Annotated in this window: 23 protein-coding genes and 1 riboswitch; of the genes, 13 read left to right on the forward strand and 10 right to left on the reverse strand. The window is 67.1% G+C overall.

Features of this window, described 5'->3' with window-relative positions:
• Positions 1 to 24: 24 nt before the first annotated feature.
• The gene (locus ACVWWN_RS36085) at positions 25 to 810 is read right to left on the reverse strand and encodes a DUF427 domain-containing protein (RefSeq protein WP_457148127.1); all 786 of its coding nucleotides are present in this window, start codon (positions 808 to 810) and stop codon (positions 25 to 27) included.
• Between the two features lie 73 nt (positions 811 to 883).
• Here ACVWWN_RS36085 and ACVWWN_RS36090 point away from each other — a divergent pair, with 73 nt between their 5' ends.
• Together ACVWWN_RS36090 and ACVWWN_RS36095 are read left to right on the forward strand one after the other, a co-directional pair.
• Complete coding sequence (locus ACVWWN_RS36090) at positions 884 to 1,879, forward strand: magnesium transporter CorA family protein (protein WP_457148128.1); 996 nt, start codon at positions 884 to 886, stop codon at positions 1,877 to 1,879.
• A 294-nt stretch (positions 1,880 to 2,173) separates the two neighbouring features.
• Positions 2,174 to 2,548 (forward strand): STAS domain-containing protein, encoded by a 375-nt coding sequence (locus ACVWWN_RS36095; RefSeq protein ID WP_457148129.1) that lies wholly within the window; start codon positions 2,174 to 2,176, stop codon positions 2,546 to 2,548.
• Here the strand turns inward: ACVWWN_RS36095 and ACVWWN_RS36100 are convergent.
• Positions 2,529 to 2,906, reverse strand: coding sequence for a VOC family protein (locus ACVWWN_RS36100; RefSeq protein ID WP_457148130.1), 378 nt, complete (start codon positions 2,904 to 2,906; stop codon positions 2,529 to 2,531). The genes ACVWWN_RS36095 and ACVWWN_RS36100 overlap by 20 nt on opposite strands.
• Between ACVWWN_RS36100 and ACVWWN_RS36105 the strand changes: the two genes are divergently transcribed.
• Positions 2,905 to 3,222, forward strand: coding sequence for a hypothetical protein (locus ACVWWN_RS36105; RefSeq protein WP_457148131.1), 318 nt, complete (start codon positions 2,905 to 2,907; stop codon positions 3,220 to 3,222). The genes ACVWWN_RS36100 and ACVWWN_RS36105 overlap by 2 nt on opposite strands.
• 3 nt (positions 3,223 to 3,225) lie before the next feature.
• Here the strand turns inward: ACVWWN_RS36105 and ACVWWN_RS36110 are convergent, their stop codons facing one another.
• Positions 3,226 to 3,585, reverse strand: a complete 360-nt coding sequence (locus ACVWWN_RS36110; protein ID WP_457148132.1) for a hypothetical protein — start codon at positions 3,583 to 3,585, stop codon at positions 3,226 to 3,228.
• 33 nt (positions 3,586 to 3,618) lie between these two features.
• A riboswitch (SAM riboswitch) is annotated at positions 3,619 to 3,730 on the reverse strand.
• Positions 3,731 to 3,862: 132 nt separating this feature from the next.
• Between ACVWWN_RS36110 and ACVWWN_RS36115 the strand changes: the two genes are divergently transcribed.
• The 6 genes from ACVWWN_RS36115 to ACVWWN_RS36140 all read left to right on the forward strand — a co-directional run bounded on the left by ACVWWN_RS36115 (position 3,863) and on the right by ACVWWN_RS36140 (position 15,669).
• Entirely contained in the window at positions 3,863 to 4,480 is a 618-nt protein-coding gene (locus ACVWWN_RS36115; protein WP_457148133.1) for an HD domain-containing protein, read from the forward strand.
• Between the two features lie 6 nt (positions 4,481 to 4,486).
• Positions 4,487 to 7,726 (forward strand): exodeoxyribonuclease V subunit gamma, encoded by a 3,240-nt coding sequence (gene recC, locus ACVWWN_RS36120; RefSeq protein ID WP_457148134.1) that lies wholly within the window; start codon positions 4,487 to 4,489, stop codon positions 7,724 to 7,726.
• Positions 7,727 to 7,728: 2 nt separating this feature from the next.
• Positions 7,729 to 11,016, forward strand: a complete 3,288-nt coding sequence (gene recB, locus ACVWWN_RS36125) for an exodeoxyribonuclease V subunit beta (RefSeq protein ID WP_457148135.1) — start codon at positions 7,729 to 7,731, stop codon at positions 11,014 to 11,016.
• Complete coding sequence (gene recD, locus ACVWWN_RS36130) at positions 11,013 to 12,713, forward strand: exodeoxyribonuclease V subunit alpha (RefSeq protein ID WP_457148136.1); 1,701 nt, start codon at positions 11,013 to 11,015, stop codon at positions 12,711 to 12,713. The genes recB and recD overlap by 4 nt, the downstream gene beginning before the upstream one ends.
• 484 nt (positions 12,714 to 13,197) lie before the next feature.
• On the forward strand, positions 13,198 to 14,832 hold the full coding sequence (locus ACVWWN_RS36135; RefSeq protein ID WP_457148137.1) for a fatty acyl-AMP ligase: 1,635 nt from the start codon (positions 13,198 to 13,200) through the stop codon (positions 14,830 to 14,832).
• A gap of 33 nt (positions 14,833 to 14,865) precedes the next feature.
• Complete coding sequence (locus tag ACVWWN_RS36140; RefSeq protein ID WP_457148138.1) at positions 14,866 to 15,669, forward strand: GAF and ANTAR domain-containing protein; 804 nt, start codon at positions 14,866 to 14,868, stop codon at positions 15,667 to 15,669.
• A 2-nt stretch (positions 15,670 to 15,671) separates the two neighbouring features.
• Here the strand turns inward: ACVWWN_RS36140 and ACVWWN_RS36145 are convergent, their stop codons facing one another.
• From ACVWWN_RS36145 to ACVWWN_RS36155, 3 genes are all read right to left on the reverse strand, one after another.
• Positions 15,672 to 16,427, reverse strand: a complete 756-nt coding sequence (locus tag ACVWWN_RS36145) for a GAF and ANTAR domain-containing protein (protein WP_457148139.1) — start codon at positions 16,425 to 16,427, stop codon at positions 15,672 to 15,674.
• 27 nt (positions 16,428 to 16,454) lie between these two features.
• On the reverse strand, positions 16,455 to 17,162 hold the full coding sequence (locus ACVWWN_RS36150; protein ID WP_457149412.1) for a GAF and ANTAR domain-containing protein: 708 nt from the start codon (positions 17,160 to 17,162) through the stop codon (positions 16,455 to 16,457).
• Between the two features lie 332 nt (positions 17,163 to 17,494).
• Positions 17,495 to 18,676 carry a glycosyltransferase gene (locus ACVWWN_RS36155; protein ID WP_457149413.1) on the reverse strand — a complete coding sequence of 394 codons (1,182 nt, stop codon included), beginning with the start codon at positions 18,674 to 18,676 and terminating at the stop codon, positions 17,495 to 17,497.
• Between the two features lie 179 nt (positions 18,677 to 18,855).
• Between ACVWWN_RS36155 and ACVWWN_RS36160 the strand changes: the two genes are divergently transcribed.
• On the forward strand, positions 18,856 to 18,996 hold the full coding sequence (locus ACVWWN_RS36160) for a hypothetical protein (protein WP_457148140.1): 141 nt from the start codon (positions 18,856 to 18,858) through the stop codon (positions 18,994 to 18,996).
• A 37-nt stretch (positions 18,997 to 19,033) separates the two neighbouring features.
• On the opposite strand, the gene ACVWWN_RS36165 is transcribed toward ACVWWN_RS36160, so the two are convergent.
• The gene (locus tag ACVWWN_RS36165) at positions 19,034 to 19,501 is read right to left on the reverse strand and encodes a DUF5994 family protein (protein WP_457148141.1); all 468 of its coding nucleotides are present in this window, start codon (positions 19,499 to 19,501) and stop codon (positions 19,034 to 19,036) included.
• A gap of 222 nt (positions 19,502 to 19,723) precedes the next feature.
• Between ACVWWN_RS36165 and ACVWWN_RS36170 the strand changes: the two genes are divergently transcribed.
• On the forward strand, positions 19,724 to 20,506 hold the full coding sequence (locus ACVWWN_RS36170) for a hypothetical protein (protein WP_457148142.1): 783 nt from the start codon (positions 19,724 to 19,726) through the stop codon (positions 20,504 to 20,506).
• Here the strand turns inward: ACVWWN_RS36170 and cynS are convergent, their stop codons facing one another.
• Together cynS and ACVWWN_RS36180 are read right to left on the reverse strand one after the other, a co-directional pair.
• The gene (gene cynS, locus ACVWWN_RS36175; protein WP_457148143.1) at positions 20,507 to 20,962 is read right to left on the reverse strand and encodes a cyanase; all 456 of its coding nucleotides are present in this window, start codon (positions 20,960 to 20,962) and stop codon (positions 20,507 to 20,509) included.
• Between the two features lie 48 nt (positions 20,963 to 21,010).
• Positions 21,011 to 21,436 carry a nitroreductase family deazaflavin-dependent oxidoreductase gene (locus ACVWWN_RS36180; protein ID WP_457148144.1) on the reverse strand — a complete coding sequence of 142 codons (426 nt, stop codon included), beginning with the start codon at positions 21,434 to 21,436 and terminating at the stop codon, positions 21,011 to 21,013.
• 218 nt (positions 21,437 to 21,654) lie between these two features.
• Between ACVWWN_RS36180 and ACVWWN_RS36185 the strand changes: the two genes are divergently transcribed.
• The gene (locus tag ACVWWN_RS36185) at positions 21,655 to 22,380 is read left to right on the forward strand and encodes a TVP38/TMEM64 family protein (protein WP_457148145.1); all 726 of its coding nucleotides are present in this window, start codon (positions 21,655 to 21,657) and stop codon (positions 22,378 to 22,380) included.
• Positions 22,381 to 22,454: 74 nt separating this feature from the next.
• Positions 22,455 to 23,663: an FAD-dependent oxidoreductase gene (locus tag ACVWWN_RS36190; RefSeq protein WP_457148146.1), complete on the forward strand. Its 1,209-nt coding sequence runs from the start codon at positions 22,455 to 22,457 to the stop codon at positions 23,661 to 23,663.
• Here ACVWWN_RS36190 and ACVWWN_RS36195 read toward each other — a convergent pair.
• Complete coding sequence (locus ACVWWN_RS36195; protein ID WP_457148147.1) at positions 23,625 to 24,380, reverse strand: YwaF family protein; 756 nt, start codon at positions 24,378 to 24,380, stop codon at positions 23,625 to 23,627. The genes ACVWWN_RS36190 and ACVWWN_RS36195 overlap by 39 nt on opposite strands.
• Positions 24,381 to 24,460 lie beyond the last annotated feature (80 nt).

Below are 24,460 nucleotides of genomic sequence, written 5' to 3' on the forward strand. Positions count from 1 at the left end.
CGGTACCGATGCTGATTCCCGGTCTCACCCGAAGTGCGTCCGGGGCCGCGGTAGCGCCACGCCGTCCACGGTGATGTCGAGCTTCTCGTTGTAGAACGCCACCATCCTGGTGATCGAAGCGACCGCGGGCAGCGGATAGTCATAGGCCCACGCGAGATCGGCATGAAGCTCACCGTTGACGCGGACCGACCAGTACTGGGAAGTCACCCCCTTGTACGGGCACAACGTCTGCATCGCGCTCGGCTCCAGATGGTCGAACACGACGCCGGTGGCGTCGATGTAGTACCTGGTCGGCAGTCCGGTCTCGAAAAGCATTACAGGACAGCTGGTATCGGCGAGCACGACGCCCCCGAGTTCGACGTGGACATGGCGGTGCGAGCGCAGGGCATCCACCCGGACATACGGGTTGCGCGGGTGGCCGACGATCGGTTCGTCCTCTTCGAACCAGTCCATGCTGTCCCACTCGAAGCGCGCAGTGCCTGCGACCGGGCTGTCGCCGCCGGTGTCGAAGACGCGCACCGCCGACGGTTGGGTGCGCCCGCCGGCGGTCAGCGCGTACATCCGCGACCGACCGAACTGAACCTTCTGCGGATGGTCCTCGTCCTTCAGCAGTTCCTCACGCACGTCGCGCAGCGGAAGGTAGTACGCCGGGTAGTACGGCACCTCCCACACATAGAGGGCAGAGGTCGTGTCGACCACCAGATCGCTGCCGACATAGCCCCGGACTCGCCGCGGCGACGGTTCGATGCGGCCGCGCGCGGCGGGCATCTGCGGATAGTCGCGATCCGTGTTCTCAGACTCGACGGTCATCGGCGCCCCTTCGGTCGACCCGCCCTCAGCGTACGTCCAGGGCACCATCGGCCGTCGCCGCCATGATGGACGGGTGACCCACGTCCGAGGCCGAGTGTGGCGAGACGGTAAAGCGCAGGACGATTTCGACTTCTCGGCGATCTCGGACTACCTGAGGCAGGACGACACGCTGGTGTGGTGCGACATCTGGGACCCCGACCACGCGATCCTCAAGGACTTGGCCAACGAGCTGGGACTGAACCACTGGGCCGTGGAGGACGCGATCGACGACGCCGAACGCAGCAAAGCCTCGGTCTACAAGTCGCACACGTTCTTCACCGTCTACTCGGTCACCACCAAGGACCCCGCTCCGGAGGATGTCGCGGAGTCGACGATCGACGTGCACCGCATTTCGGGGTTCGTGTTGCCGCAGGGCCTGATCACGGTGCGCCTGTCCCCCGACGTCGACGTGGAGGCGATCTCGCAGCGGTTCGACGAACTCGGCGGCCAGGAGTACGGGGTCGGTGCGCTGGTGCACGGTCTGCTGGACTGGATCGTCGACGGCCACTTCGAGGCGGTGCAGAATCTCGACGACGGTATCGAGGGCATCGAGGACGATCTGTTCGCGGACAAGCCCATCAAAGGTCCTGCGCTCCAACGCCGGACGTTCACGCTGCGCAAGGACCTGGTCCAGTTGCGGCGGGTCGTGCTGCCCATGCGGGAGGTGGTCAACGCCATCCAGCATCGCAGGCTGGACGCCAAGACGGCGCCGCAACTCGATCCGCAGTACGCCGATCTGTACGACCATGTGTTGCGGGTGTCGGAGTGGACGGAATCGTTGCGGGACATGGTGACCACGGTTTTCGAGACGAACCTGTCCCTGCAGGATGCCCGGCTCAACACGGTGATGAAGAAGCTGACGGGGTGGGCGGCGATCATCGCGGTGCCGACGGCAGTCACCGGCTACTACGGCCAGAACGTGCAGTATCCCGGCGTCAGCACATTCTGGGGGTGGGTCGCGAGCACGGCGATCATCGTGCTGTGCGTGGCAGGGCTGTACTGGACGTTCAGGCGCCGGGACTGGCTGTAGCGCTGCTGAGCCTGCCCGCGACTTTGGTCACTTTTGCTGTTGTCGCGCGTTAGCGTCAATCCTGGCGGGTCGATGAGAGTCGACGCTGAATCGACGCGGAATCTCCGAAAGCGGCCGATTCGCGATACAGTTGGATCAGGTTGAGTTTCCAGCCTTCAAACGTCGTAGGCGTGCAGAATCAACATTCCTGCTTATGCGGCCCTTTTGACGCTATTCCTCAAGCTCTCTCTTAGTCTGACCATTGGAGCCATGTCGGCTATGTCTACTTCCGTAACCACACTTATGTCCGAAGCAATGCCCTCTGACCGCCCGGCGTCGGGCAGGCCCGTGGCCGCGATCGGCGGTGACCGATTGTTTGCCTCGACCGAGTGGCTCAGTCCCTCCGAGGTGCGCATCGGCGTCGCCGGCGACATCGACGCTTCGAACGCCGAGTGCCTCGCGGCCCACGTTTTCGGGCGCGCCGCCAACTGCCGTCACTTGATCCTGGACCTGAGCCAGGTGGAATTCTTTGGCACCGCAGGGTTTTCGGCGCTACGCACAATCGAAACACGATGCGCACAGGCATCCGTGAGCTGGATTCTGCTCGCCAGCGGTGCGGTGCTGCGAGTCCTGCGACTGTGCGATCCCGAGGGGACGCTGCCTGCCGCGATCAGACATCGGTTGGGGTGATGCCCCAGACCAGGCAGAAGGTGTGCCCCGCGGGGTCGCGGAAGACCCGGAAGCGGTCTTCACCTTCGGCGTCCGTCACCCGGCTGGCGCCCAGCGCCAACACGTCACGCTCGGCCGTGTCGATGTCGTCGACCTGGATGTCGAGGTGGAACTGCTGGGAACCCCTGGGGTCGGGAAAGCGCGGCGGTTGGTGTTCGGGCGACAGCTGGAACGCGAGGCGGCGGCCGGTCGGGTCCGTCAGCACCGACCAGGTGTCGTCCACCGCCTCGAATGTTCCGCCGAGCACCGCCTCGTAGAACTGTCCGAGTTGGCGCGGATCTTTGGTGTCGAGCACGACGGAGCGCAGGTTTCCGATCATGGCGGCGGAGTTGCCGCAATCCCGGCACCGCAAACGGCCGTGTGGGACCATCTGCGGGGTCGCGGGCGTGATCGTCTACAGCGTGAAGAGTGCGCTGCCCGGCGGCACGATCCCGACGATTCCCAGCTTCCCCAGCATGCCGAGCTACCCCACGGTGGCGCCGCCGGAGCCGGGCGGGCAGATCAGCGTCGCCGGCGTCGGAGACCACAAGGCGATCGAGTGCAACGACAGCCTCGTGAGCGTCAGCGGTGTCTCCAACACGGTGACGATAACGCCGTTGACTCCAACACCGTTGGGCAGGGCTGACTTCGAGTAACCGTCAACCGGCGATGCACTCGCTGTGCTGGTCGGGTGTGGCGAGGGTGAACACCGTGCGCTCGTCGGCCAAAGCGGCGCCCGGCACGAGCAGCACCTGCCATTCCGGCGCCCATTCGGCGCGGCCCGCGGTGTCTCGCAGCGCGAATTCGAGATCCGCCGGGCGGTGATGCCAGAGACGGGCCGACCCGTCGTCCCAGTCGAGGCGGACCAACCCGTCGTCGCCGACGACCCCGGTGACCCGGACGGCGACCGACGACTTGACCACGGCCATGAAGTAGCGGCCGATGTCGACGTGATGACCGGGGTCAGACAACGCGCACACGGGGTCGGCGATGAAATGGCGGAAGAAGGACTTACGCACGAAAGGCTCTCAGGTTTCCGGGCCCCGGCGGCCGAGGCGCTCTTGCCCGCACCGGCTGGTGCAGACCGCTTCGTCATCCGAGCCACCCACGAGCGTGGGGTTGGCGTGCCGTCCAGTCGGAGCTTGGCGACGGCATCTCGTGAAGCTGAGACGAGTGTAGTTCGTCCCGCGCGGGCGGTCGTTCGAGACCCGTCAGCGACTTTCTCGCTGAGAGATGGGCAAACAGAAATGTCACTCCCTCTCGCTATGGTCGTACTGGAAGAGGAGGCAAAAGAAGGTGACTGAGCAAACCGCAACTCCGATACTGACGGGGCAGTTCTCGAAAGCGCTGGTGTACGCCGAGCAGAAGCATCACGACCAGGTCCGCAAGGGCGGCGACATCCCGTATGTCGGGCATCTGCTGACGGTCGCGGGGCTGGTGCTCAACGACGGCGGCTCGGAGACGCAGGCCATCGCGGCGCTGCTGCACGACGCCGTCGAGGATCAGGGCGGTCCCCCGACGCTGGAGGAGATCCGCGTCAATTTCGGCAACGAGGTCGCGCGCATCGTCGAGGAGTGCAGCGACACCAACGAGGTGCCGAAGCCGCCGTGGCCGGAGCGCAAGCAAAAGTACATCGACCACCTGGCGGACGTCGGCCAGGACATGCTGTTGGTCTCGGTCGCCGACAAGCTCGACAACGCGAGGTCGATGCTGCGCGACTACCACACGCACGGGCCGTCACTGTGGGACCGGTTCAACCGAAAGAACCCGCACGACCATCTCTGGTACTACGGCGAGCTACTGGATGCCTATCGCAGGCGCGGCCTGAGCAGCTGGATGGTCGGCGAACTCGACCGTGTGCTCCGGGAATTGACGCGCCTCGTCAAAGGCGACGGCCAGCCGGCCGTAGTCTGACGCTCGATGGCCATGCACCTGCACCGTGCCGAGCGCACAGATCTCCTGGCCGACGGCCTCGGTGCGCTCCTGAGTGATCCGCTCGCCGACCCGTTCGCCGAAGAACTCGTCATCGTGCCCGCCAAGGGAGTTGAGCGCTGGCTGAGTCAGCGCCTCTCCCACATCCTCGGGCGCGGTGACGGTCAGGACGGTGTCTGCGCGGGCATCTCGTTCCGTAACCCCCGGTCGCTCATCGGAGAGATCACGGGCACGGCCCAAGACGACCCGTGGTCACCCGATGCCATGGTCTGGCCAATGCTGGACGTCATCGACGCCAGCTGCGCGCAGGCCTGGTGCAAACCTCTGGCCACCCACCTCGGGCATTTCGAAGCGGGTGAGGAGAAGGAGCTTCGGCAGGGCCGGCGCTACTCGGTGGCCCGCCGGCTGGCCGGGTTGTTCGCCTCGTATGCACGCCAGCGGCCGCAGCTGCTCGTCGACTGGGAACGCGAAACCACCGGCGACATCACGCCCGACCTTCACTGGCAGCCAGCCTTGTGGCGTGCGCTCGTCGACCGCATCGATGCCGACCCGCCCCACATCAGGCACGCCAAAACCGTTGCCTCCCTGCAGGAATCCCCGACCAGCCTGCCAGAGCGGATCTCGCTCTTCGGTCACACGAGACTGCCGAGCACCGAGATCGAACTTCTCGAGGCCCTGGCCACCCACCACGAACTCCATCTGTGGTTACCGCACCCCAGCGATGACCTGTGGTCCTCACTCCGCGGCATTCACGGGCCGGTCCCCCGCCGCGACGACACCAGCCACCGCGAAGTGGCCCACCCCTTGCTGGCCACTCTCGGCCGCGACCTGCGCGAGCTGCAACGCAGCCTGCCCGCCCAGACGCAGACCGACGAATACCTGGCCGGCACCGACCGACCCGATAGCCTCCTGGGCTGGCTGCAATCCGATATCACCGCCAACGCGGTCAGGCCGGAAGGCCGGGCGCACAACCCAACTGACCGTTCGGTGCAGATCCACAGCTGCCACGGGCCGGCCCGTCAGATCGACGTCCTCAGAGAGGTCCTGCTCGGTCTGCTCGCCGACGACAGGCCTCTGGAACCCCGCGACATCCTCGTCATGTGCCCGGACATCGAAACCTACGCGCCGCTGATCGTCGCCGGCTTCGGGCTCGGCGACATGATCCGTGGCGTGCATCCGGCCCATCAGTTGCGGGTGCGCCTGGCTGACCGCTCACTCGTGCAAACCAATCCGCTGCTCGGCGTCGCGTCCCAACTGCTGGCATTGGCCGGCGGGCGGGCGACGTCCAGCGAGGTGCTGAACCTCGCGCAGACCGAACCGGTGCGGGCCCGATTCGGGTTCACCGACGACAACCTGGAAGACATCACCCGGTGGGTCCGTCAGGCCAACATCCGCTGGGGCTTCGACCGCGCACATCGCCAACCGTTCGGCGTCGACTTCGTCCAGAACACCTGGCGTTTCGGTATCGACCGCGTCCTCGCCGGAGTGGCGATGTCCGACGATTCGCACGCCTGGATCGACACCACCCTGCCGCTCGACGACGTCGGCAGCAACCGTGTCGAACTCGCCGGGCAGCTGGCCGAATTCGTGGACAGGCTTGCGCATACCGTCGAATCTCTCACCCGTGCACAGCCATTGAATCAATGGTTGACCTCACTCGCCGACGGGATCAGCCTACTGGCCCGGGTCGACGACGACGATGCCTGGCAGACCAGCCAGCTCGAGCGCGAGTTCGCCGATGTGCTGAATAGCGCAGGGCCGCGGGCCGGCACGCTGATGCGCCTGCCCGACATCCGTGCCCTGCTGGAAAGCCACCTCGCGGGACGCCCGACCCGGGCCAACTTCCGCACCGGCACGCTCACCGTGTGCACCATGGTGCCGATGCGCTCGGTGCCGCACCGGGTGGTGTGCCTGGTCGGCCTGGACGACGGCGTGTTCCCACGGGTGGGCGTTGTCGACGGCGACGATGCGCTGGCCCGCGACCCGATGACCGGCGAGCGCGACATCCGTTCCGAGGAGCGGCAATTGCTGCTGGACGCGATCAGCGCCGCCACCGAGAAGCTGGTGATCACCTACACCGGCGCCAACGAGTACTCCGGTCAGGAACGCCCACCCGCGGTACCGCTCGCCGAGCTCATCGACTCCTTGGATGTGACGACGCCCGCGCCGGTGCGCGACAGGATAGTCGTCCGGCATCCGTTGCAGCCCTTCGATACCCGCAACGTGATCCCCGGCATGCTGATACCCGGCGAGCCGTTCACCTTCGACACCACCGTGAAACGCGCGGCGATCGCGCGCACCGGCGAGCGCGCCGACCGACCCCCGTTCATTTCCGGCCCGCTGCCCGCTCCGCCGCCCGACGACGTGGCGCTCGCCGATCTCGTCGCGTTCTTCCGCGATCCGGTGAAGGGGTTCTTCCGCGCGCTCGACTACACCCTGCCGTGGGAGGTCGACGGCGTCGAGGACGCCATGCCGGTCGACATCAACGGCCTGGAGGAGTGGACGGTCGGCGACCGGATGCTGCACGACATGCTGCACGGCATGGATCCCGACCAGGCGCGTCAGGCCGAATGGCGACGGGGCACGCTTCCACCCGGAAACCTGGGCTGGCGCAAGGCCAACGAGATCTGCGATCAGGCCGCGTTGATCGCGGACGCCGCCCGTCCCTATCGCAGCGCAGAACCCGGCGCCGTCGACGTCGACATCGACCTGGGCGGTGGGCGGCGGCTCATCGGCACCGTCTCACCGGTGTACGGGAATCGGCTGGTCTCAGTGACCTATTCCAAGCTCGACGGCCGCCACCTGCTGCAACCATGGATTCCGTTGCTGGCGTTGCTCGCCCACGCTGCCGGCCGGGACTGGTCGGCCATCTCGATCGGCCGGCCCAGGCGTGGCACGACACCGCGGGTGGAGATCATGAACCGGCCTGCGGAATCCGCGCTGGACCTGTTGGCCGACCTCGTCGCGATGGACGACGAGGGGCGACGCGAGCCGTTGCCGCTTCCCGTCAAGACGTCCTATGCGTGGGCGGACGCCCGGCACGGCCACGGCGATGCCGAACGCGCGGCCGGTTTCCGTTGGAAGACCAACAATTATCCCGGCGAGGACCAGGAGCCGGCGTATCAGCTGGCGTTCGGTAAGGGCACATGGCTGACCCACCTCGTCGACCGGGGCCTCGACACCTACGCGTGCCGTCTGTGGCTGCCGATGCTGCGAGCGCTGGAGTGACGATGAAGCCCTTCGATCTGCTGGGACCGCTGCCCGCCGAGCGGTCGACCACCGTGCTGGAGGCCAGCGCCGGGACGGGCAAGACCTTCGCCCTGGCCGGTCTGGTCACGCGCTATATCGCCGAGGGTGTGGCCACGCTGGACCAAATGCTGTTGATCACGTTCAGCCGAGCCGCCACTCAGGAGCTGCGTGATCGAGTGCGCCGTCAAATCGTCGATTCAGTCCACGCTTTCGCCGATCCCTCCCGTGCCGGCGACAACCAGGTGGTGGCCCATCTCCTCGCCGGAACGCCAGAGGAACTCCAGGATCGCCGGCGACGTCTGCGCGACGCCCTGGCCACATTCGACGCGGCGACCATCGCCACCACACATCAGTTCTGCCAACTGGTACTCAGATCTCTCGGGGTCGCGGGCGACACCGACAGCGGCGTGACGCTGGTGGAGAGCCTCGACGAGCTGGTCACCGAGATCGTCGACGACCTCTACCTGCGTCACTTCGGCCGCGACCGCGATCATCCGCTGCTGACCTACCCCGACGCGCTGCGGCTGGCTCGCGAGGTGGTCAACCATCCGGCGACGCAGCTACGGCCGGAGGATCCCGACCCCGGTTCGCGCGCGGCGGTGTGCGTTCGCTTCGCGCAGGATGTCACAGCCGAACTGGAGATCCGGAAGCGGCGACGCGGCATTCTCGGCTACGACGATCTGCTCGGCCGGCTGGCCGACGCGCTGAAGGCCCACGACTCGGCGGCGCAGGCGCGGATGCATCACCGCTGGCCGATCGTGATGGTCGACGAGTTCCAGGACACCGATCCGGTGCAGTGGCAGGTGATCGACCGCGCGTTCACCGGCCGCTCGACGCTGATCCTGATCGGCGATCCCAAACAGGCCATCTACGCCTTCCGCGGCGGAGACATCGTCACGTATCTCAGTGCGTCAGCGACCGCGGGCACGCAGATGACGCTGGGCACGAACTGGCGAAGCGACGCCGCGCTGGTGGAGCGACTGCAGGCGGTACTGCGTGGTGCGCGTCTCGGGCATGAGCGGATCATCGTCCACGACGTCGAAGCGCACCACGAAGGGTCCCGCCTGGTGGGCGCCCCGCGCCCCGATCCTTTCCGGCTGCGGGTGGTGGGTCGGGAGAAGTTCGGCCGCAGCGGCACGCACGTGATATTGATCGACCAACTGCGCACTCACATCTCGCGTGATCTGGCGGCCGACATCGGCACCCTGCTGAACTCGGATGCCACGTTCGACGGCAGACCGCTAGAGGCCGGCGACATAGCGGTGATCGTGGAGAAGCACAGAGACGCCCGCGTGTGCTACGACGCGCTGTGTGAGGCCGGCATTCCTGCGGTCTATACCGGCGACTCCGGCATCTTCACCTCGGATGCCGCGCAGGATTGGCTGGCGCTGCTCGAGGCGTTCGATCAGCCGCACCGGTCCGGCATCGTGCGGGCCGCGGCGGCGACGATGTTCTTCGGCGAGACGGCCGAGTCGCTCGTCGACGGAGGTGACGAGTTGACCGATCGCGTCGCGGACACGTTGCGGGAGTGGGCCAGTCACGCCCGCGAACGTGGTGTCGCAGCGATCTTCGAGGCGGCGCAGCTCAACGGCATGGGTGACCGGGTGCTGTCGTGGCAGAACGGCGACCGGCTGATGACCGACCTGGCGCACATGACGCAACTGCTGCAGCAGGCTGCGCACCGAGAGCACTTCACGCTTCCCGCCCTACGGGATTGGTTGCGCGCGCAGCGCGACGACCGAAGCGGCGTGTCCGAACACGCTCGCCGGCTGGACAATGACGCCGCGGCGGTTGCGGTCATGACCGTGTTCGTCGCCAAGGGACTGCAGTTCCCGATCGTGTATCTGCCGTTCGCGTTCAACCGCAACGTGTGGGAACCCGAGCTGGTGCTGTACCACGAAGGCGACACCAGGTGTCTGCACATCGGTGGCAGCGACAGTCCGGACTTCAACGCGGTGTCGAAGCTGGGGCGCGCCGAGGATGCAAGTGACGACAGCCGTTTGATGTATGTGGCGATGACGCGGGCGCAGGCACAGGTGGTGGCGTGGTGGGCGCCGTCCAAGGACGAACCGAACGGCGGTCTGTCGCGGTTGCTCCGGGGCCGACGGCCCGGCGAACCGGTGGTGCCGGACAGCGTTGTGCCGGGCAAGGTTTCCGATCACGACGCGATGGCGACGTTCACGGAGTGGGAGGCCGTCGGAGGCCCGGTTATCGAAGAGTCGGTCATCCGCCCCGCTGCCCCGCGGCCACGTGCACAGACACGGCCGGATTTCCAGGCCCGGCACTTCCACCGCACGATCGACACATCCTGGCGCCGGACCTCGTATTCCGGTCTGATCCGCGCGGCCGAGTCGACGCCGGTGAGCAGCGAGCCCGAGGTGGTCGAACTGGACGACGAGGTCGCCGAGATCCCGCTCGTCGCCGCGGCACAGGGCGACGACGTGCCGTCGCCGATGGCGGATCTGCCGATGGGCGCGAAATTCGGCACGCTGGTGCACGCGGTGCTGGAGACGGCCGACCCCTTCGCCGTCGATCTCGCTGCCGAACTGGAACGGCACATCTGCGAGCACTCGGCGTGGTGGCCGGTCGACGTGCCCGCCCCCGATCTGGCCGCCGCGTTGGTACCGATGCACGACAGTCCGCTGGGTCCGCTGGCGGACGGCCTGACGCTGCGCCAGATCGGCCTACGGGACCGACTGCGGGAGATGGACTTCGAATTCCCCCTGGCAGGCGGTGATGTGCGCGCCGCGGCGCCCGAGGTCAGACTCACGCACGTCGGCGAGTTGTTGCGGCGGCATCTGACGAACGACGATCCGCTCGCGTCTTACGCGGACCGGCTGACCGGAGCAGCATTGGGCGCCCAACCGCTGAAGGGGTATCTGTCGGGTTCGGTGGATGTGGTGCTGCGCGTCGGTGACCGGTATCTGGTGGTCGACTACAAGACGAACTGGCTCGGCGATCCCGCTCGACCGCTGACCGCCGCGGATTACGCGCCGCCCCGGCTCGCCGAGGCGATGCTGCATTCGGACTACCCATTGCAGGCGCTGCTGTACAGCGTTGTGCTGCATAGGTTTCTGCGGTGGCGACTGCCCGGGTACACGCCCGAAAGCCACCTGGGCGGCGTGGCATATCTGTTTCTGCGGGGGATGTGCGGACCGGACACCCCGGTCATCGACGGCCACCCGGCCGGGGTGTTCAGTTGGCGACCACCGGCGTCGCTCATCACCGCGCTGTCGGATCTGGTCGATGCGGGCAGGGTCGCCGCATGACGAGCGTGGAATGGCGACGGGCCGCAGGGGCCACCGGTCTGCTCCGGGAGTTCGTCGACGCCGAGGTGATCGACGCCCCGGATGTGCACGTGGCGCAGCGGCTCACCGCGCTCGCCGAGGAGTCCGACGAGGCCGTCGCGCTGGCCGTGGCCGTCGTGGTGCGGGCATTGCGGAACGGGTCGGTGTGTGTCGATCTCAGCGAGGTGGACCAGCAGGTGGCAGTGCAGGGCCTACCGTGGCCAGACCTGGACGACTGGCTGTCCGCGGTGCGCAGGAGTCCATTGGCGGAGGCACCGCCGGTGCTTCGCGTCGACGGCCATCTGCTGTACCTCGATCGGTACTGGGTCGAGGAACAGCAGGTGTGCGACGACATCCTGAGGATGGTCGCGGCTCGGCCGAGACAGCCGTCGCCGGACCTCGACCGTCTGTTCCCGTCGGGGTTCGAGGAGCAGCGCGCGGCTGCGGAAGCCTCGTTGTCACAGGGGCTGACGGTGCTGACCGGTGGCCCGGGTACGGGGAAGACGACCACCGTGGCGCGGCTGTTGGCCCTGCTGGCCGGCGGAACCCGATTGCGGATCGCCCTGGCGGCGCCGACGGGCAAGGCGGCGGCCCGGCTGCAGGAGGCGGTGCAGCTGGAGGTCGCCGAGCTGGCGCCGACGGACCGGGAGGCGCTGGCCGGGCTGCAGGCGATGACCCTGCACCGGCTCCTCGGCAGCAGACCGGACACATCAGCCAGGTTCCGCCACCATCGCGGCAACCGGTTGCCACACGACGTGATCGTGGTGGACGAGACGTCGATGGTGTCGTTGACGATGATGGCGCGGCTGCTGGAGGCGGTGCGTCCGGACGCCCGGCTGATCCTGGTCGGCGATCCCGACCAGCTCGCGTCGGTGGAAGCAGGCGCCGTGCTCGCGGACCTGGTCGACGGACTGGGTGCGGCCCGTATCGCCGAGCTGAAGACGCCGCACCGGTTCGGCCAGTCGATCGGCACGTTGGCGTCGGCGATTCGCTCCGGAGACGGTGACCAGGTGATGGACCTGCTGCGCGCGGGCGGCGAGCACATCGACTGGATCGACACCGGCGAGCCGTCCGCGTCGCTCCGGAAAGTTCTTGTGCCACAAGCCCTTGCACTGCGCCAGGCGGCGCTTCTCGGCGACGTCACGACAGCGCTTTCGACGCTCGGCCAGCACCGGCTGTTGTGCGCTCACCGACGAGGCCCCCATGGCGCTGCGCACTGGAACCGCCAGGTGGAACGCTGGCTCACCGAGGAAACAGGTGACCCGATCTGGGGATCCTGGTATGCCGGGCGGCCGATCCTGGTGACCGCCAACGACTATGGCCTTGGCCTGTACAACGGCGACACCGGCGTGACGATCGCAAGCAACAACGGCCTGCGGGCGGTGGTCGCCGGCGCGCGCGAGTCCCTCGACTTCGCCACCACTCGGCTGGCCGACGTCGACACCATGCATGCGATGACGATCCACAAGAGCCAGGGCAGCCAGGTTGACGAGATCACCGTTCTGCTTCCGCCGGAAGACTCCAGACTGCTCACCCGCGAGTTGCTCTACACCGCCGTGACCCGCGCGAAATACAAGGTACGGCTGGCCGGGTCGGAGCTCGAAGTACGGGCGGCGATCGACCGCCGGGCGGTCCGCGCGACGGGACTGCGGCAGCGGCTGCAAGTGCAGCATCGCTAACGATTGCGTCCGGCTTGCGGGCAACGGGGACAAAGTCGGCCTCCGGCGCGTAACCTCATTCACCGGTTGACTACACAGCCTCGCGGACACGTCACGGCGGCGATCTTGATTTCCCTGCCGAACGGACTCTGATCTTGACGTGATCCGGCACAAGCAGGTTGCAATTTGGCATCGGTGGGGGTCGTTTGCCTGGGGTTATGCGCCTATCCGGGGAGCTCGGCGCGCTTCTTCGCTCGGCAGCGACCGAGTCTGTACAGTCATGTCGTCTCGTTGCTAGGCCCCGCACTTCACCCGGAGTGGCGGATCACCTGGGGTGTACCGAAGGAAGTCATACTCTGTTGCCATCCTCGCCGGCCCTGACCTGGGGCTGGCGACAGTCGCACTCCAGCGGCTCCAACCGTGTCGGCGCCTGCCATCTCGCGCCGCTTTTCACCCACCACAGCCCAATAGCCTGCGCGTTCGCGCCGGAGCGAGGGGGACGCTCGTGAGCCGATTCACCGAGACCATGTTCAACAACGCCCGGTGGAGCCTCAAGGGGATGACCACCGGCGAACCACACGCACCCGTCCGCCACACCTGGGCGGAGGTGCATCAGCGCGCCAAACAGGTCGCTGGGGGCCTGGCCGCCGCCGGCGTGGGACACGGCGACGCGGTGGCCGTCCTGGCCGGCGCCCCGGTCGAGATCGCGCCGACGGCGCAGGGCATCTGGATGCGCGGCGCCTGCCTCACGATGCTGCACCAGCCCACACCACGAACCGACCTGCAGCGGTGGGCCGACGAGACCACCGCGGTCATCCAGATGATCGACGCGAAGGCGGTAGTGGTCTCCGATCCGTTCATGCTTGCGGCGCCGGTGCTTTCGGAGCGCGGCATGTGCGTGCTGACGGTCGAGCAGCTGCTTGACAACCGGGGCATAGCTCCGGTCACCACCTACGACGACGACTTGGCATTCCTGCAGCTGACCTCAGGCTCCACAGGCTCCCCGAAAGCCGTTGGCATCACACACGGAAACTTCGTGGCCAATGCCGAGGCGATGTTCGCAGGCGCCGACGTGGACCCGGATCGCGATGTGATCATCAGCTGGTTGCCGTGTTTCCACGACATGGGCATGACCGGCTACCTCACCGTGCCGATGTATTACGGCGTCGAACTCGTCAAGATCACGCCGATGGACTTCCTGCGCGACACGCTGTTGTGGGCCCGGCTGATCGACAAGTACAAGGGCACCATGACCGCCGCCCCGAACTTCGCCTACAACCTGTTCGCCAAGCGGTTGCGCAGGCAGGCGAAACCGGGCGACTTCGACCTGTCGTCGCTGCGATGGGCGCTCTCCGGTGCGGAGCAGGTCGATCCCGCCGACATGGAGGACCTCTGCGAGGCAGGCGCGCCGTTCGGGTTGAAGCCGGAGGCCATCATTCCCGCTTATGGCATGGCCGAGACCACGGTCGCGGTGTCGTTCTCCAAGTGCGGGGGCGGCATGGTCGTCGACGAAGTGGACGCCGACATGCTGTCGGTACTCCACCTGGCGATTCCGGCAACCAGGGGGCGTACCCGCAGGCTGGTCAGCCTCGGTCAGCCGTTGGAGGGCATCGAGGCGCGAATCGTCGACGAGGACGGCAGCATCATGCCGGCGCGCGGGGTGGGGGTCATCCACGTGCGCGGCGAGCCGGTGACCCGCGGCTACACCACGATGGGCGGCTTCCTCGGCGCACAGGACCAGCAGGGCTGGTATGACACCGGCGACCTGGGTTACCTCACCGAAACCGGCGAGATCGTGGTGTGCGGCCGGGTCAAGGACGTGATCATCATGGCCGGCCGGAACATCTACCCGACGGACATCGAACGTGCAGCCAGCCGCGTGGCCGGAGTCCGCCCGGGGTGTGCGGTGGCGGTGCGGTTGGACGCGGGCCTGTCGCGAGAGACATTCGCCGTCGCGGTCGAGTCGAAGGAGCACTCCGTTCGCGAGGAAGCCCGTCGCATCGAGCACGACGTGGCCCACGAGGTGTTCGCGGAGGTCAACGTGCGGCCCCGCAACGTCGTCGTGCTCGAGCCGGGCATGATCCCGAAGACACCATCGGGCAAGCTGCGGCGCGCACACGCCCTGTCGTTGGTGGACTGATCTCGGCGGCGTGGGCGTAGATTTACGCTCACGATGGCCGAGTACGACCCCCAACCCGGACGCACGACACCGCCGGACCCCGAACTCTCTGCGGCGCAGCGGGAAGCCGATGACGTCGATCTGCAGGCTGGGGTGAGCGGGGTGGCGGGAATCGTCGCGGGAGCTCGCGAGGTCAGCGAAATCCTGGGTGATATAGCCCAATTGGCGGTGCAGGCCATTCCGGGCGCCGACGGCGCGGGAGCAACGTTGAACGAAATGCGCGAGGACCACCCGCGCATTTCTCAGTGGGCCGTCACGGCCGACTTCATCCGCGAGATCGACGCCGTGCAATACGAGGTCCTCGGCGAGGGGCCGTGCATCACGTGCATGCAGACGCGCCGGCCGGCGGTCAGCGGATCGTTGGGCAGCGACCGTCGGTGGCCACATTTCGGCGGCCGGGTCGCCCGGATGGGAGTGCACTCCGCCTTGGCGCTGCCACTGCTGGTGGGCGATGAGGTCATCGGAGCGATCAATTCCTACGCCTGCAGGCGAGACGCGTTCTCCGCTCATGCCGTGAAACTGGGTTCACAGTTCGCGGGCCCCGCCGCGGTGTCGCTGTACAACGCGCAATTGTTGGCGGGGGCGCGGGAACGGACCAGGGAACTGCAGCGCGCGCTGGTCACACGGGCGGTCATCGATCAGGCGATCGGCATCATTCGCGGCCGCTCAGGGGTCAGCAGCGACGAGGCCTTCGAACGGTTGACCCGGATCAGCCAGAACGCGAATACGAAGCTTTCGGTGGTGGCGGAGCGGCTGGTCGAGGAGGCGGTCCAACGGGCGCGGGTGCGCCGGCGCTGACGTCACCGCGACGGCGGTCGCAGGGTTGCGATGTCCTCCAGCAGGACGGGTCGGCTGTGCCGGTCGGTCATCAACCGCCGGGCCACATCGGTGAGGTGTTCGTTCTGCGTGCGGGCGTACGTGCGCAACAGGGTGAACGCCTGATCCACGGAGACGTCGAGCGCCTGGCGGAGAAAGCCCTTGGCCTGTTCGACGACGACGCGGTTGGCCAGCGCCGAACGTAGCGGTGGAAGGACGGACGACGGCGTCGGCGCGCGTTCCTGCAGGATCGCCACCGAGGCGATATGCGCCAGCGCCTGCCCCACCAGCAAGTCTGCCTCGCCCAGTGCGCCCGGCCGGGCGCCGAAGAGGCCGAGGGCGCCGAGCACGATGCCCGCGGCGCGCATCGGGATGGCGTGCACGGAGGCGAAGCCGGCGTCCCGTGCGGCGGGCACGAAGCGTGGCCACCGCTCGACGAAGGCGGCGACGTCGGCGACCGAGACGGGTTCACCCGTGGTGAAGCAGTCGACGCACGGACCCTCGTCAGACTGAAGTTGGAACAGTTCGAGGTCACGGGCCTCTTCGGAGGTCGCCGCCAACAGCCGCAGACGACTCAGCGGATCCGCGAGAAGGAAACCGGCCGCCGCGACGTCGAGCAGCTCGGCGGAGCGTTCGGTCAGCTCGGTCAGCAGGTCCACGACATCGAAATCATCGAGCAGTGTGTCCACGAGCGAGACCACCGCATTGAGTACGCGGGTTTCACGGGGTGTACCTGTCACGTTGCGCTCCTTGTCATTTCGGGCACATCAGTCTGTTTCGAGGGTGAGTCGGCGGTCGAGGATGTCGCGCGCGACATCGGTGGCGCTGCGTCCGGTGGAATAGGCGTGGGCACGCAGGCGGACCAGGGCTTCGGCGGGCTCGACTCCGAGCTGTGCCACCAGCATGCCGGTAGCCTGGCTGACCTCGGCGCGCGAGAGCGTGTTGAGTTCGGCCCACGCATTGCTGCCGGGTTCGTCGACGGCGGCCTTCAAATCGGTGTCCAGAAGATCCAGCAGCGGGAGACCGGCGATTTCGGCTGCGACGACGGCGCCGGCGAGCCGGTCGCCGTCGAGGGGGCCAGGCCCGGCACGAAAGAGGTCAAGGGCGCCGACGTACTCGCCGGCCACGACGACGGGCATGGCATAAACACCGCGGATGCGGTGAGAGAGCAGGGCGGGCCCGAAGGCGGGCCAGCGGACCTCATTCGGGTGGGCCAGATCGACGACCAGCACGGGGCCACGTTGGGCGATCGAGTCCAGGCAGGGACCCTCACCGAGGGTGAACTGCAGTTCGTCGTAAACCCGCCCCGCGGCGCCGCTGGAACCGAGGGTGCCGGTGGCGGTACCCTCGAAGATGAGGGAGATCGCCGCCGCGTCGACGTCGAGCAGCGCCACGCAGGCCTCACAGAGCCGGTCGGCGGCAGCTACCCCACGCCGGCCCTCGACGGCGGCGAGCAACTGCTCACGGAACGCCACATTCAACCGAACGGCGGGTGGTCGTCGGGGCGGGATGTCACTCCTACACACTGCTCTACTCGAGACGAATTAGCGAACAGATGAAGTGAAATGCGGGGGCACGCGGCAACCTGTCCGCCGGTTCGCCGCTCGGGCTGCGCGCCGGATGAAGCAGACGGCCAATCCGCCTGCGCCTCTGCGCATTCGGAAGGTGGAGCGCACGTTTGACATCCGGCGGAGGCCGTCAACCGCTGGACCGATCCGGGCCTGCACGAGTTGCGCCGGCATCTGCAGATGCAGCTGAACCGGTCACGGACTTGGTGTGGGCTACGTTCGACGCCTGTTCGGGTGATTCATATGTTTCTGCGACGGCCGGCCAGTAACTGTTGCGCCAGCTTCTGATACGAGCCGGCGACAACCGGCCAGGCCATGTCGGGCGCCAATCGGCGCGCCTCGGCAGCCATCGAACCGGCGAAGCGTGGATCGGTCAGCACGCGCCGCAGGGCGGCCACAAGCGCGTCCTGGTCGTCATGAGCGACGACGGTGCCCGCCCCCGTGCAGAGAAGCTCGAGGGCGTGCGGGAACGCGGTGGCCACCACGGGCCTGCCGTTGGCGATGGTGTCGACCAGTACACCGGAGACGTCCTGATCGGTCGAGTCGTAGGGCAGGACCACGACCGCGGCGGACTGGACGAGCGCGGTGAGCATCGCGGCGTTGCGGTAACCCGCGTCGAAGCTCACCGCATCCGCCACGCCGCCGCGCCGCGCCTGCTCGATTCGGGTATCGCGGTACGTCTCGCCCTCGGCGGCCAGCGTCTTGGGATGTGTCGGGCCCACGACCATGTACCGCGGCCTGCCGGGGAGACCACGCAGCGTTTTCATCGCCTCGATCACCCGCTCGATGCCCTTTCCCGGGCCGAGCAGGCCCCAGGTCAGCACGGTCGGCCGGCGGCCTCGCGCGCCGGAAGCGTTCGGCGGGACGGTGGCGCCGTGGGCGATGGTGACGATCTTGCGCCGGTCGACGGTAAAGCCACTGCGAAGCCGTTCGCCGGCCGCCTCGGACACCACGACAACCTGGTCGGCTTGTGCCGCAATCATTTCGACAACGGATCGCTGGCGTCGCGTCGGGTTCTTCACGATAGTGCGGACAATGACGATCGAGGGGACACGTAGGCCGTCGATGATTCCGATGACGTCATCGCCGTCGACCGAGCCGTAGGCGCCGCACGCGTACTGGATGACCGCGACGTCACCCAGGTTCAGCAGTTCGCCACATGCCGCGACGGAGGCCGGCGAGCCGTTGACCAGCTCTCCGATGACACGGTCACTCGCGGACAGCTCCCCGTCCGCCACGCGCACCACGTTGACACTGGCGCCGTTGGCGATCAACCCGTCGACGAGCCCTGCGCCGAACGTCGCCGGCCCGCACAGCGTGGGCGGATATGCAGTGAGCAAGCCGAACCGCGCTGTCCGCGAAAATCCCTGTGTTACGCCGGGAAACGTCGTCGGCCGGAAGGTGGATAAAGCACTCACGATGATCCCAACTTGCGGTTGTCACCTGCACGTCCAGCGTGAGCGGTTGCTCGGCGCGGTCAACGGTATCGGGCTGACACGTCCCGGACTGGCTGGGTTCCAACGCGGTTGACGTTACACCCCCAGGGAGTAGTGTCGGGGACATCGGGACCAATAAGGCCCCCACGATGAAGGGGTCCCCCATGTCTGATAAGTCTCCTCGACAAACGATGGCCAAGAAGTCCGGAAAGTCGTTGAAAGAGAAGCGCGCGGCCAAGCACGAAAAGGCCGCCCAACGCGCCACGTCGACCGACGCACTCTTTCACGACAACAAAAAGCGCTGAGAGCACACGGTTTTCGCCGGTTGCTCAACCACTCCACTCAAAGTGGTTGAGCAACCGCATTCTTGACGGCGAGCAGGTCGGCGACCGACGAAATGTCGTCTGTAGCAGCCGCAGTCATCATCGCCTCGTGAGCGAGATCCGCATCGGTGTCCGGCGGCACGACCAGAAGTAGTAGCTTCTCGCGGCCCATCCCGAGTACTTCGAGGGTGTGGGCCGGCTGGATGCGGTACCCATCGAGTCGGACCGCTCGTCCACCGGTCAGAAGCCGTCCCGGCGCCTTCGCCCATTCGGCGAGGTTGAACAACACCCGGTCGACCGTGCCCAGGCGCACCGACAGCACGGCCAGCAGATCCGGCAGCTCCTTCACGAGGTCGTCACTGCGCGGCCACCATGCGCCGTCGACGTGCCCGGTCGCCGGCGCCTTGGCCTTCAAGCGCAGCCGCGGGGTGATCTCGGGCCCTTCGTGGCGGTTGCCGGAAACGGCACGGCCCTCTTGTTGTGTCATGTGACGATCCCACCTCGGCCGCATAGCGGCCACTACTTCGAAATCGGCGACGACACGAACTCAACCGGTCGTGCTCGACGTGCCGCCGATGGACCTGACTCTACGCGCACCACGGTCCGACCGGATACTGATTATGACGTTGCTATGAAAGCCGTTGCGCCTCGATATTTTTCGTTCTCCGATCCCGCGCGACGTGCTATACCGGTCCGGAAAGGAGAGACATTGCCCAGCACGTCGAAGGTCCAGACCGCACCGCCTGCCGTCAGGATGTGGCGGTGGATCGCCGCTGTCCTGGCCCTGATCCAACTGACGGCGCCCGTCGTGACGCATGCGCTCGCCGGGAACTTCCTGTCCTCGGGGCCAACCAACGATGCACTCATCACCCCCGCCGGGTACGCGTTCGGTCTGTGGGGCCTGATCACGGTGCTGAGCGCGGCGACCGCGATCGCTGTGCTGCGCTACGGGCTGGGCTCGTGGTGGGAAACGAGCCTGCTGATCGACGTGAGCGTGGTGTTCGCGGGATTCAGTGGATGGCTGCTGGTGGCCGCGCAGGACTGGCTCTGGGTCAGCGTCGCGGTGTTCTCGGTGATGGTGTCGGCCCTGATCCATGTCATGCGACTGCTGGTTCGGCGGCGCCATGACCTGACGTGCCCGTCGTGGCTGGCGACCCTGGCTACCGTCACCTTCGGGCTGTATCTGGGATGGGGCAGTATCGCGGTGTTCGCCAACATCGCTGCCGCGCTGATCGGTTCTGGCGTTTCGGCGTCCGCGGTGGCGTGGCAGATGGTGGTGCTGGTGGCCGCGGCGACGTTCGCGATCGCGTTGACAACGATGCTGCGCGGAACCGTGGGCTACGCAGCGGGCGTGCTGTGGGCATTGGTGGCGGTGGCAATCGGTGCGGCGCAGCGGGACGGCCTCGCCCTGTCGATGGCCGCGGTCCTCGCCGCCGCGCTCGTGCTGGGGGTGGCGGTCGTGGGCATGCGACGCCGGCGGACGCCCCGCTGATCAGTCCTCGGCGGCGACCCAGTCGTACGGCAGGAACTTGCCGTCCAGGGTTACGACGACGCGGCTACCGGTCGAGTGCGGCTTCTTTTGGACGTCGACGCTGAAGTTGATGGCGCTCATGATGCCGTCGCCGAATTGTTCGTGGATCAGTTCCTTGATCGCCGGCCCGTAAACCTGGAGAACCTCGTAGAAACGGTAGATGGTCGGGTCGGTGGGCACGGTTGTGGGCAGCCCGCCGCGCATCGGCACGGCGGCCAGCACCGGCACCGCCGACGCGTCGAGACCGAGCATCTCGATGAGCTTGCGGCCGGACTCGGGCGGGATCGGGTGCTGGCCGAGCAGGCCTGCGGTGGTCCACACGACGGGCTTGTCGATGGCGTCGGCAAGTTCCTGCCACGTGAAGCCCTTGGCCAACCGGGCGGCAACGATCTGCTGGGTGATCTCGTCACGGGTCATGTGTCCATCATCGACGCCGACTCGGCGCGACAAAAGCCGGGGGCGTGACTACGTCAGCTCGAAGACGGGGATGACCCGGTCGGTCTTCTTTTCGTACTCGGCGAATCCGGGGGCGCGCTCCACGACGATGCCGTACACGCGGTCGCGCTCGTCGCGCGGCAGCTCGCGGGCGACCGCGCCTCTCGGCGGGTCCGCGCCGATCTCCACGGTGACGTCGGGGTGGGCGCGGATATTGAACACCCAGGCGGGGCTCTGATCGCGCCCCGCCGCCGAGCCGATGATGTAGGTCTTGCCGTCGATGTCGAAGTAGGCGATGAGGTTGACGCGCTCGGCGCCGCTCTTGGCACCGGTCGAGGTCAGGATCAGCAGCGGGAACCCCTCGAACTGTCCACCCACCTTCCCGCCGTTGCGGCGGAACTCCTCGATGTTCTGCTTGTTGAACTCGCGCTCGGCGGTCATCTCGTCGTCAGACATGTCCCCATCGTGACATCAACTCCCCGCCTTCGAACGACAACGAAGCGACAGCTGCCTGCTCACAGCGCTGGTCCAGGCGGACCACTGTTCGGGGACGGACCGCCACCGGGCGGCCCTGCGGGTGGTGCTGCGTCGGCTGACTTCTCACCGACACCGATGGTCAGTCGAGGAGTTGTCGGCACAGGCTGCGACGCAGTTGCGCGAGAATGGCGGTCAGCATGGCAGACAATGCCGGTAAGGCCGACGCCCCCGCTCCCTCGCGACGCCGCCACATCGTTCGACTCGCGGTGTTCGCGGCGTTTCTGTTGGGGCTGTTCTATCTCGTGGCCGTCATGCGGGTCATCGACGTCGAGGAGGTCCGGCGCGCTGTCACGGCGACCGGCCCGGCCGCTCCTCTGGTCTACGTCGTGGCCTCGGCGGTGCTCGGCGCGTTGTTCGTACCGGGTCCACTGCTGGCCGCCGGCAGCGGCGTGCTGTTCGGCCCCGTGCTCGGCACATTCGTCACGCTGGGATCAGCGGTCGGTACGGCGACATTGACCGCCCTCATCGGCAGGCGGGCAGGCCGGACCGGCGCCCGTGCCCTGCTCGGCAGCGCCCGTGCCGATCGCATCGACGCACAGATCGAGCGGCGCGGCTTGTGGGCGGTGGTCGGTCAGCGGTTCATCCCCGGCATCTCAGATGCGCTCGCCTCCTATGGGTTCGGAGCGTTCGGGGTTCCGTTGTGGCAGATGGCCGTTGGGGCGTTCATCGGCTCGGCGCCGCGCGCCTTCGTCTATACCGCGCTGGGCGCTTCGATCGGGGATCTGTCCGCCCCGCTGGCCTATTCGGCAATCGCCGTGTGGTGTGTGACGGCCATCATCGGAGCGGTCGTCGCGCGCCAGGCCTACCGCAAGTGGCGCGCTCGGCCCGGCCGGCCGGAGGGCGAACCGGAACCGGCCGGCTGACGTGAGTCCGGGTCGCCGGCCCGTGGTCGGCGGCGCTGTCGCGCGAAGCCGGTGTTCGTGGTAGGGGTGGCAGTGTGACTGACACGACGACATGCGCAATCGTGGGGGGCGGCCCGGCCGGATTGTTTCTGGGGTTGTTGTTGGCACGCGCCGGTGTCGAGGTCACGGTGTTGGAGAAGCACGCGGACTTCCTGCGTGACTTTCGCGGCGACACGGTGCACCCGGTCACGCTGCGTCTCCTCGACGAACTCGGCCTCTTCGAGCGATTCGACGCCCTACCCCATAGTCGGGTCGAGAAAGGCCAGTTCGAGGTCGACGGCCATCTGCTCACCGTCGTCGACTTCGGGCGCCTGCACCAGCCCCATCCCTATGTGGCGATGGTGCCGCAATGGGATCTGCTCGACCTGGTCGCCGACGCCGCAGACGCGGAGCCCACGTTCACGCTGCGCATGCAATCCGAAGTCACCGGCTTGCTGATGAATCACGGCAGCGTCGCCGGCGTCCGCTACACGGGCCCCGACGGTCCTGGCGAACTACGTGCCGACCTCGTCGTCGGCTGCGATGGGCGCACGTCTGTCATCCGCCGCGACGCCGGGCTGCCCATCCGCGAATACCCGGTGCCCTTCGATGTGTGGTGGTTTCGACTGCCGCGCAACCAGACTGCGCAATACTCATTGATCCCGCGGACCGGGCCCGGGCGGGCGTTGATCATGATTCCGCGTGAGGGCTACTTCCAGATCGCCTATCTGATCCCGAAGGGAAGCGACGCGGAGATCCGGGCACAAGGGCTCGACGCGTTCCACCGCGAACTCGCCGCCCTGATCCCCGAGACGTCGGCCGAGGCACTCACGTCGTGGGGGGACGTCAAACTCCTCGACGTCCGCCTCGACCGCCTGCGCCGCTGGCACCGCGACGGGTTGCTCTGCATCGGTGACGCCGCACACGCCATGTCGCCCGTCGGCGGTGTCGGCATCAACCTTGCCATCGCCGACGCCGTCGCCGCCGCCGGTCTACTGGCGCGACCACTGGAGACTCGCCGGCTCACGAACAAGCACCTGGCCGCGGTGCGTCGGCGCCGACTACTGCCCACCGTCGTCACCCAAACCATGCAGCGCGTCCTGCATCGCGGCTTGCTGGGCTCCGTGTTGCAGGGTCGCGAAGTGACGCCACCCGCCGCCATGGTGAAGCTCTTGGAACGTCTTCCGCAGTTGACGGCTGTTCCCGCCTACATCGTCGGCGTCGGACTACTTCCCCAGCACGCGCCCGACTTCGCCCGACGCTAGATCCGTGTCGGGGCGCCGCAACCGCTCCCACGGCCAGGTCATCAGAGCCCACACGATGACAACGATGATCACCTCGACCATCAGGTACACCGGCCACGGACCCAATACGTCCAACAGCGATGCGACAGGGGGTTTCCTGTTGAGATAGCCGTAATTGGTTCGTGCGATCACGTTGAAGATGAAGGTGATGGCCGCCCACGCCAGGGTCATGATGATCGCGAAGCGGTAATCGCGCCACTGTGGCCGCATCCTTCGCCCCCAGGTGAGGTAGATCGCCGCCCACACCACGAGCACGTGAAGCGCAAAGAACGTGATGAAAAGGTGGTGGGGGAAATCAGGCGCGCCGTCCCGCGGCGTGCCGATGTCCGGGGTGATCAAGGCCTGTGAACTCAGGACCAGACCCCAGTAGTACGACATCGCAGAGGCCCAGTGCCGCTGCGACCACAAGGCATAGACAGCCGTTAGTTCTGCGAGATCGCAGAGTTGCAACGGCACAGATGTGTCGATTTCGGGCTGGACCAATTTGTAGGCCAGCGCCACTAGGAACACCGCCAACAGCAGTCCGCCGAGGACCCTGCCGAGGATGCGGGCCTGCGATTCGGTCTGCCTGCGCCCGACCCAGACCAGGAGCGCTGCGCCTATCGCGAACACCGCGATGACGACCCAGTGCGACGGCCCGTACGCCGTGAACTCCCGTTGTGCCGATAACGACTCCATCACCTCTCCCAGCTTCGAAGCAGCCAATTGCCTTCAGCAACGGCTTCGCGTCTGCTCGAGATTAAACGTCGGCGCGCTAC

It is taken from the genome of Mycobacterium sp. URHB0021 (assembly GCF_054057895.1).

Bases quoted from the DNA above. Each gene is read 5' to 3' on its own strand.
- ACVWWN_RS36100 (WP_457148130.1), bottom strand. From the start codon at position 2,906: ATGATCGGAAACCTGCGCTCCGTCGTGCTCGACACCAAAGATCCGCGC.
- ACVWWN_RS36140 (WP_457148138.1), top strand. From the start codon at position 14,866: ATGGCCGAGTACGACCCCCAACCCGGACGCACGACACCGCCGGACCCC.
- recC (WP_457148134.1), top strand. From the start codon at position 4,487: ATGGCCATGCACCTGCACCGTGCCGAGCGCACAGATCTCCTGGCCGAC.
- ACVWWN_RS36095 (WP_457148129.1), top strand. From the start codon at position 2,174: ATGCCCTCTGACCGCCCGGCGTCGGGCAGGCCCGTGGCCGCGATCGGC.
- ACVWWN_RS36180 (WP_457148144.1), bottom strand. From the start codon at position 21,436: ATGTCTGACGACGAGATGACCGCCGAGCGCGAGTTCAACAAGCAGAAC.
- cynS (WP_457148143.1), bottom strand. From the start codon at position 20,962: ATGACCCGTGACGAGATCACCCAGCAGATCGTTGCCGCCCGGTTGGCC.
- recB (WP_457148135.1), top strand. From the start codon at position 7,729: ATGAAGCCCTTCGATCTGCTGGGACCGCTGCCCGCCGAGCGGTCGACC.
- ACVWWN_RS36195 (WP_457148147.1), bottom strand. From the start codon at position 24,380: ATGGAGTCGTTATCGGCACAACGGGAGTTCACGGCGTACGGGCCGTCG.
- ACVWWN_RS36185 (WP_457148145.1), top strand. From the start codon at position 21,655: ATGGCAGACAATGCCGGTAAGGCCGACGCCCCCGCTCCCTCGCGACGC.
- recD (WP_457148136.1), top strand. From the start codon at position 11,013: ATGACGAGCGTGGAATGGCGACGGGCCGCAGGGGCCACCGGTCTGCTC.
- ACVWWN_RS36085 (WP_457148127.1), bottom strand. From the start codon at position 810: ATGACCGTCGAGTCTGAGAACACGGATCGCGACTATCCGCAGATGCCC.
- ACVWWN_RS36160 (WP_457148140.1), top strand. From the start codon at position 18,856: ATGTCTGATAAGTCTCCTCGACAAACGATGGCCAAGAAGTCCGGAAAG.
- ACVWWN_RS36105 (WP_457148131.1), top strand. From the start codon at position 2,905: ATGGCGGCGGAGTTGCCGCAATCCCGGCACCGCAAACGGCCGTGTGGG.
- ACVWWN_RS36165 (WP_457148141.1), bottom strand. From the start codon at position 19,501: ATGACACAACAAGAGGGCCGTGCCGTTTCCGGCAACCGCCACGAAGGG.